Origin of the sequence: Mycobacterium sp. (assembly GCF_036488105.1) — a bacterium.
In the GTDB taxonomy this organism is placed as follows: Bacteria; Actinomycetota; Actinomycetes; order Mycobacteriales; family Mycobacteriaceae; genus Mycobacterium.
Map to the genome: position 1 here is coordinate 1 of NZ_DASXHW010000385.1, position 7081 is coordinate 7081.

6 protein-coding genes are annotated in these 7081 nt (G+C 67.0%); 1 reads left to right on the forward strand and 5 read right to left on the reverse strand.

Annotation, left to right across the window (positions count from 1 at the left end):
• From cofG to mshB, 3 genes are all read right to left on the reverse strand, one after another.
• Positions 1 to 1451, reverse strand: a 1451-nt coding sequence (gene cofG / locus VGH54_RS20265; RefSeq protein WP_414688757.1) for a 7,8-didemethyl-8-hydroxy-5-deazariboflavin synthase CofG, incomplete at its 3' end; no start/stop codon positions are given.
• A 95-nt stretch (positions 1452 to 1546) separates the two neighbouring features.
• A complete protein-coding gene (locus VGH54_RS20270; protein WP_331513872.1) occupies positions 1547 to 1963 on the reverse strand; it encodes a hypothetical protein in 417 nt (138 codons plus the stop codon).
• 68 nt (positions 1964 to 2031) lie between these two features.
• Entirely contained in the window at positions 2032 to 2937 is a 906-nt protein-coding gene (gene mshB, locus VGH54_RS20275) for an N-acetyl-1-D-myo-inositol-2-amino-2-deoxy-alpha-D-glucopyranoside deacetylase (RefSeq protein WP_331513873.1), read from the reverse strand.
• Between the two features lie 130 nt (positions 2938 to 3067).
• Here mshB and VGH54_RS20280 point away from each other — a divergent pair, with 130 nt between their 5' ends.
• Positions 3068 to 3652: a TetR/AcrR family transcriptional regulator gene (locus VGH54_RS20280; RefSeq protein WP_331513874.1), complete on the forward strand. Its 585-nt coding sequence runs from the start codon at positions 3068 to 3070 to the stop codon at positions 3650 to 3652.
• Between the two features lie 331 nt (positions 3653 to 3983).
• On the opposite strand, the gene VGH54_RS20285 is transcribed toward VGH54_RS20280, so the two are convergent.
• Together VGH54_RS20285 and VGH54_RS20290 are read right to left on the reverse strand one after the other, a co-directional pair.
• Positions 3984 to 5831 (reverse strand): ABC transporter family substrate-binding protein, encoded by a 1848-nt coding sequence (locus VGH54_RS20285; protein ID WP_331513877.1) that lies wholly within the window; start codon positions 5829 to 5831, stop codon positions 3984 to 3986.
• A 44-nt stretch (positions 5832 to 5875) separates the two neighbouring features.
• Positions 5876 to 7081: EF-Tu/IF-2/RF-3 family GTPase (locus tag VGH54_RS20290; protein ID WP_331513875.1), on the reverse strand; the 1206-nt coding region annotated here is incomplete at its 5' end.

The following is a 7081-nucleotide window of genomic DNA, read 5'->3' on the forward strand; positions in this document are numbered from 1 at the left end:
CGGATCGACTCCCAGTCACCGAAGGCGCTGTCCAGGTCGCTACGAGTCTCGGTCAGCCGGCCTTCGGTGTCGATCGCGGCGTTCAGATCGACCCGGCCGGACGATGCCACCTCGTCGGGCTCCTGCCACGGCATGCCCACCGGCTTCACATCGAGGGCAAGTCCGGTGGCCGGATCGGCCAGCGCGGCCACGTGCCCGCGCACCCGCGGGTCGATCCAGGCCGCTCCCGCCTGCACGTACTTGGGCTGGGCGGTCAGTCGTTCCACCAGGTCGAATCCCGCCTCGGCGGTGACGGCGGCGAGATCGTCGAGGGCGGGCCACGGCCGTTCGGGGTTCACATGGTCGGGCGTGAGCGGCGAGACGCCGCCCCAGTCGTCGACTCCGGCGGCGATCAACGCCAGACATTCCTGCGCCGACACCAGGTTCGGCGGCGCCTGGATGCGCATCGCCGGGCCGAGGACCAACCGCGAAACCGCGACAGTGGCCAGGAATTCGTCGATGTCGGCGTCCGGCGTTGCGGCCATCGCGGTGTGCTGCTTGGCCCGGAAGTTCTGCACGATGACTTCCTGGACGTGACCGAACTCCTTGTGCGACTTGCGAATCGCGTGCAGAGTCTCGGCACGCTCGGTGAGCGTCTCGCCGATGCCCACCAGCAGCCCGGTGGTGAACGGAATCGACAGCCGACCCGCATCGGTCAACGTGCGCAGCCGGACCTCGGGGTCTTTGTCCGGGCTGCCGTAATGCGCAAGGCCTTTGGTCTCGAACAGCCGCCGAGACGTGGTCTCCAGCATCATGCCCATCGACGGCGCCACCGGCTTCAACCGCGAGAGCTCCGACCAGCTCATCACCCCGGGGTTCAAATGCGGCAGCAGCCCGGTTTCCTCGAGCACCCGGATCGCCATCGCCCGCAGATACGACAACGTGGAGTCGTAGCCGCGTTCGTCCAGCCATGCGCGGGCCTCCGGCCACCGCTCTTCGGGTCGATCGCCGAGGGTGAATAGTGCTTCCTTGCAGCCAAGTTCAGCGCCGCGACGGGCGATGTCGAGAATCTCGTCGGGTTCCAGATACATCCCGGCGCCCGCGGCTCGCAGCTTGCCGGGCACGGTGACGAATGTGCAGTAGTTGCAGGAGTCCCGGCACAGATGCGTCACCGGGATGAACACCTTGCGGGAGTAGCTGACCGGCAGCCGTCCAGCCCCGCCACGGCGTCCGGCCGATTCCAGGCCGGCGTCGCGTACCTGGGCGGCGCTGCGACACAGATCGGCCAGATCCCCGCCACGTGCGGTCATCGCGACCGCCGCCTCGTCGACGTTCAGGGCAACCCCGTCGCGGGCACGCCGTAACACCCGGCGCAGCGCGGATGTGCTGGCAGGAGGAGGCACCGACGGGCTGGGTAGCAGGGTCGGCTGTTCGCCCGGAGTCAACGGCACGTTGGTGTAACTCCCGGCCATCCAAATTTCATCCGCACGTCCCAACTATCTGCGACCCGACGCGTGCCATGAGCGACAACAGTAGCCTCCGGCTATGCAATAGGGAGTCCCTGCCCTCAGCGGGTCGGCCGGCACCGGGACAGCACGAACAACGGCGGGACCGCACCCATCGCGAGCAGCAGTAATGGGCTGTAGGCCATAACGCCTCGGCCGCCGAGGATCACGTCGCCGCCCGGACCGGGCACGCACATCAGGAGAACGGTCAGCAGCCAGGTCCACAGCGGCAGCGCGGCCACCCGGGTCGACGGGGTCCATCGTCGCGCGGCCCAGACCAGCGCGGCGTTGAGCAGGCCACTGATCAAGGCGCTGACGGGAAACGGGATCGAGCCGATATAGCTGGGCAACAGCAGCGCGCCGCCAACTGCCGAAATGGCACCGTCGACCGCCAACAACGTCAAAACGACGATACGGAAGGCGGAATCGGTCAGGTCGGGACGCTGTCCAACTGCGAAACGATGGACATGACCTCCCACTGGAAGCTGTCCAGTCGGTCTTGCCAGTGTTGCTGGTTCTGGTCCAGATCCGGGTCCATCCCGGCAGCCTACCGCGTGACGGGCCCGGCGAGGTCGACTCCCGCGAGCAGATCGGTCTCCCAACCACGCTCGTCGCGATCTCCGGGGTCGCCGGTGGCCAGTATGTAGTGCTCCTGGGCGACGATCGGTAGAGCCAGGTTGTTCGACAGCGCAAGCGCCTTGCCAGTGGGTCCGACGGTGAGCTGGGTGGCGTGCGCCAGCAGGGCCGCCGTCTTGGCCGGTAAGGCGGCTGGGTCGTCGATCACGGCGTCGATCTCGTCGTCGTCGTAGCCGAGCTCGCCGAAGTCGCCGTCGGCCGGTGGAATCACCCATTCGTCGCGCAAATCGCCGGAACCGAGCGCCTCCCACCCCGCCGTGAACGCGCTGCGGGCAATGACCGTCCAGTACAACTTGGGCACCGACCACGGCGTGCCCGGGTAGTCGTCGGTGCCGGCCGCGGCCACCGCCGCGGTGGTGACAAGGTGGGTCTGAATGTGGTCGGGATGCCCGTATCCGCCGTTGGGGTCGTAAGTCACCACGACGTGCGGGCGCAATTCGCGGATGATGGCAACCAGGGCGCCGACGGCCTCGCGCTCGTCGGCGTCGCTGAATCGTTGTCGGCTGCGCGCCTCGGCGCCCACCATCCCCGAATCACGCCACCGGCCCGGGCCACCGAGGTATCTCGGCCCGCTGACGCCCAAGGCGTGCAGCGCGGCGGTCAGTTCGCCGATGCGGTAGCCGCCGAGTTGGTCGGCGTGGTCGACGGCCAGCTGCGCCCACTTGTCGCCGATGACCTCGCCCTCCTCGCCGAGCGTGCAGGTGACAACCTGCACCTGTGCGCCACGCCCGACATAGTGGGCGATGGTGACGCCATTGGTGATGGTCTCGTCGTCGGGATGGGCATGCACGAACAGCAGCCGGGGAGTCTCCTGCATGCGACGACCCTACCGTTGCGCTGCGCGGCAAAGGATTTCGTGGCCTAAACTAATGGGCCGCAGCAATAGTAGTCAGCGACTCGGCAAAGCCCGACTCCCCTGAATATACGTTGCTGACTACTATCGTCGCATGGCAGAGCAGACGGCAACGGTCCGCACCCGCCGCCGGGGCAAGCAACTCGAAGATGCCCTGTACGACGCGACGCTGGCCGAATTGGCTGCCGTCGGTTACGGCGGACTGACCATGGAAGGCATCGCCGCCCAGGCACGCACCGGCAAAGCAGCGTTGTATCGGCGGTGGTCGAGCAAGCACGATTTGGTTCAGGCGGCGTTGCTGTACGCGTTGCCGCCGTTGCCCGAGCCGCGCGCGGACCGATCGGCACGGGAGAATCTGCTGGCCATCTTCAGTGCGCACTGCGATCTGATTGCGGGTAAGACGGCATTCCCCGGGCTGTTCATCATGCATCAGCTGTTGCACGAACCGGAGTTGCGCGCGATCTTCGCCGACGCCGTAGTCGGGCCCCGGTTGCGGATGATCGATTCGGTCCTGCAGACCGGCGCGGCCAATGGCGAGGTCGACGCGGCCATGCTGACGCCGTATACCGCGCGAGCCGGCACCGCAATGATCAACCAGCAGCTGCTGCTGACCGGCGCCCCGCCCAACAAGCGTCAACTCGAGCAGATCGTCGACACCGTGCTGCCACACTCGGTATAGCCGCTATGCTATTGCAGCTCAATGGATTTGATGATGTAGGGACACCGGGACCTACCCTAGACAAGGCTAAAGGCGGGCCGCCCCCTGGCCGGTCCGCCTTTAGCGTAAGGGTGGTCGAAGGCCCCTCGATTGAAGGAATGGCTTCGATCAAAAAGAATCCGCCGAGGATGCCGTCGGGTTTGGTCACGAACGGTCTCGAGTAGCTGATGCTTCCCCGGCTTGTTCCTGAACCGGTCTCTCGAACAGTACCTGCGAAAAACCTTAAGGAAGCCGATTCACTGACTTTGGTCTTACAGATATCGATAACGTTACCGTTGGACCGTTCGGACGGTCACTGAGCGCTCTTCACCCACTGCCCCGCATCGCCGACGATGCCGACCGGCACCGCGCCGGAAAGGCTGACGTTCTGCACACTCGGGCCCGCGCCGACGATCGTGGTGTCCTGCAGAATCGGCAGCACTGTGGACATATCCCACAGCCGCGGCTCCACGGTGCTGACCACATCGTTGATGTTCTTGGTCCCGTTCAGCGCGGCATCGATGTCCGGCTGGATGCTGTGGTCACAGATGCCGGTCAAGTTCGACGGCGCCTGCACCAACGCGCCGGACTCCTGCCCACGGGCAGGCGGTGTCGAGGTCGCCGCCGTCGCAGTGGTGGCCGGAGCCGGCTTGGCCGACACCGATGGGTCGGGTGCGGACGTCGGTGCCGTCGCCGTCGATACCGTGGTCGCCTCCAGCGCCGGGCAGCTGTAGCGGGAAGCCAACTGCGTCGCCAGGTTTCCGCCGGCCTCGCGCCAACCCACCAACGCGTCCACCCGGTCGTTGACCAGCGCTTCGCGGTACAACGCCACCGGGTCAAGCGCCAGCACGGTCGCAGCGATGCCGACATTGCGCATCTGGTCTGCGGCGGTGTTAGCCACTGCCACAGCCGTCGGATCGTTGGCCGCCACACCGAGGACCAGCGAGAGTTGCTTGCCGTCCTTGCTGACGTGCCCGCGGGTGGTCTCCGGGGTCGAGGTGTCGTTGTCGATCTGGTAGCCGGCGGCTTCAAGTAATCCCAACGCCGCCGTTCGAGTCAGCACCGGCGGCGCCGTCGGCACGTAACCAGGATCGCTGGGTGAGCGGACCTGCGCCTGGTCCAAGCTGACGGTGTTGTCGCTGCCCGCGCCCACGGCGGCGAGCAGGTCGACGTCGAGTAGTCCGAAGATTGCCTTGCGCACCTGTGCATCCGCCAGCTTCGCCTCGTTGGCGCGCAGCGTCAGTTGCATGACGCGTGGCGTCATGATGCGGGCGGTTCGCACGTCCGGGATCGCCGACAGCTGCGCGAAAACCGCTGAGCCACCGTGCACTTGGGCTACCTGGGTATCGCCGTTGCGGACCGAGTCGGCCAGTGCGGCGGGCGCTCCGGCCCGGCGGAACAGGATCATGTCCGGCTTGGCCGGCGGTCCCCAGTACCGGTCGTTGCGCGCAAGCAGGATTTCGTCGCGTTGCGGGTCGATGGACTCCACCCGGAACTGTCCACCGGTGACCGGCAGCGCGCGCGCCAGGCCGGCCGGGAAGCCGCCCGGCACGTCCTTGACGATGTGCGCCGGAAGGATGTTGCTGAACAACTCGCGCCACGCCGGGTAGGGCCGGGCGAAGCTGACGACGGCTTGCTTGCCGCCGTCGATCGACTGCACGCCGGTGATCCGGTCATAACCGGCCGGGTCGACCACACCGGGTTGGCCGACCATCTGTCGCCACAGGTACCAGAAGTCGTCGGCGGCAATCGGGGCGTTGTCGGTCCACTGCGCCTCCGGCCGGATCTTGTAGGTGACCGTGAACGGATTTTCTCCCGTCACCTCGGCGGACACCAGCAACGTCGGATCCATCTCCCACCGGGATCCCGTCGGCGTGGCCGGATCGGGCACCGGACGAAATGCGCTGGGCAGCACCAGCGCACTGATCGCGGCGTTCACCGCGGACAGGTCGGAGAGCAGATGCGGGTTGAAGCCGGCGCCGATCGAGTCGATGCCCATGATGATCTGCGTCTTGCGCTGCGGCGGCGGAACCGTGCTGCGTTTGGTCTCGGTGCTCTGCGGCGCCGGCGGCGGGCTGACGGCGCAGCCGGCGAACGCCAGCAACGAAACCAGCACGCCGGTGGTCGCACAGACCCGGCGGGCTCGTTTCGGCACGCCCAACAGGGTATCGGTGCCCGTCGGTTCGGCGACGCGCATCCGCACGTCTAGCCGCGAGCCTTGGCACGCGCCTTCGCCCGCGCCCGCAGGGTCGCGGTGAGCTCGAGCTTGCGCACCCGGACCACCTCGGGCGTCACCTCCACACACTCGTCCTCGGCACAGAACTCCATGGCCTGCTCGAGGCCGAGCTCCAGCGGCCGGGCAAGGGTCTCCATGACGTCGGCCGTCGACGAGCGCATATTCGTGAGCTTCTTCTCGCGCGTCACGTTGACGTCGAGGTCCTCGGCGCGGGGGTTGATACCCACCACCTGGCCCTCGTAGGTGTCCTCGCCGGGCTCGACGAAGAACTGGCCGCGATCGGCCAACTGGATCATCGCGAACGGGGTGATCGACCCGCTGCGATCCGACACCAGCGAACCCGAGTGCCGCGCCCGGATCTCGCCCGCCCACGGCCGGTACCCGTCGAACACCGCGTTGGCGATGCCGGTGCCACGGGTCAGCGTCAGGAAGTCGGTGCGGAAGCCGATCAGGCCGCGGCTCGGCACGATGAAGTCCATTCGCACCCACCCGGCGGCGTGGTTGGTCATTTCCTCCATGCGGCCCTTGCGGGCGGCCATCAGCTGCGTGATCGCTCCGACGAACTCATCGGGGCAGTCGATGGTCATCGCCTCGAACGGCTCGTGCAGTTTGCCGTCGACGGTCTGCGTGACCACCTGCGGCTTGCCGACGGTGAGCTCGAAGCCCTCGCGCCGCATCTGTTCGACGAGCACGGCCAGCGCGAGCTCGCCACGGCCTTGGACCTCCCAGGCATCGGGGCGATCGATGTCGACGACCTTGATCGACACGTTGCCGACGAGTTCGGAGTCCAGCCTCGACTTGACCATGCGCGCGGTGAGCTTGTGTCCGGACACCTTGCCGGCCAGCGGCGACGTGTTGGTACCGATGGTCACCGAGATGGCCGGCTCGTCGACGGTGATGCGCGGCAACGCGTGGGCGTGATCCGGGTCGGCGAGTGTGTCGCCGATCATGATCTCAGGGATGCCCGCCAGGGCCACGATGTCGCCCGCGATCGCCTCGTCGGTGGGGGTGCGCTCGACGCCCTCGGTAACCAGCAGTTCGGTGATCTTGGCGTTCGTGATGACCGGATGGCCGTCCACCTCGCGCATCCAGGCCACCTGCTGGCCCTTTTTGATGCGGCCCTTGTAGATGCGGATCAGGGCCAGTCGACCGAGGAATGACGACGCGTCCAGGTT